Below are 1124 nucleotides of genomic sequence, written 5' to 3'. Positions count from 1 at the left end.
ATTGGTCACGTTGACCATGGTAAAACTACATTGACAGCGGCCCTGACTAAAGTAATGGCTGAGCTGCAAGGCGGCGAAGTAAAAGCTTTCGATCAAATTGACAATGCCCCAGAAGAGCGTGCGCGTGGTATTACAATTTCTACCTCGCACGTGGAATATGAGTCACCTAATCGTCATTACGCACACGTTGATTGCCCAGGCCATGCTGACTATGTGAAAAACATGATCACCGGTGCTGCACAAATGGACGGCGCGATTCTGGTCTGTTCAGCAGCAGATGGCCCAATGCCGCAAACACGTGAACACATACTGTTGTCAAGACAGGTCGGTGTACCTTACATCGTAGTGTTCCTGAATAAAGCGGACATGGTTGATGATGCTGAATTGATTGAACTCGTTGAAATGGAAATTCGTGAGCTGTTGAATCAATATGAATTTCCAGGTGATGACACACCTATCATCGTCGGTTCTGCGTTGAAAGCGCTGGAAGGCGATCAAAGTGAAATCGGCGTTGCCTCAGTTGTTAAGCTGGTTGAAGCACTGGATACTTACATTCCAGAGCCAGAGCGTGCAATTGATGGTAAATTTTTGATGCCAATCGAAGACGTATTTTCGATTTCCGGTCGCGGAACCGTTGTAACGGGTCGTGTCGAGCGTGGAATTGTAAAAGTAGGTGAAGAAGTCGAGATCGTTGGTATCAAAGCGACCGTCAAAACGACTTGCACCGGCGTGGAAATGTTCCGTAAGTTACTGGACCAAGGTCAAGCAGGCGATAACGTAGGTGTGTTGTTACGTGGCACCAAAAGAGATGATGTTGAGCGTGGTCAAGTATTGGCTCACGTCAATAGCATCAAGCCACATGCACACTTTAAGTCAGAAATTTACGTACTGTCTAAAGATGAGGGTGGTCGTCATACACCATTCTTTAACGGCTATCGTCCACAGTTCTACTTTAGAACGACAGATGTGACCGGTGCGGTAGAATTACCCGAAGGTGTTGAAATGGTCATGCCTGGTGATAACGTTTCAGTTACAGTAAAATTGATTGCGCCAATCGCTATGGAAGACGGTTTACGCTTTGCAATTCGTGAAGGTGGTCGTACCGTTGGTGCGGGTGTTGTTGC

General features: G+C 46.9%; 1 protein-coding gene. It reads left to right on the top strand.

Features of this window, described 5'->3' with window-relative positions:
- Window positions 1–1124 (top strand): elongation factor Tu (tuf, locus tag A1359_RS04700; RefSeq protein ID WP_066978728.1); only part of this gene is annotated, 1124 nt, incomplete at both ends.

The sequence above is a fragment of the Methylomonas lenta genome, from assembly GCF_001644015.1.
Classification (GTDB): domain Bacteria; phylum Pseudomonadota; class Gammaproteobacteria; order Methylococcales; family Methylomonadaceae; genus Methylomonas; species Methylomonas lenta.
Note: the sequence above shows the minus strand (reverse complement) of the source record. Positions and strands in the feature narration are given on the sequence as shown.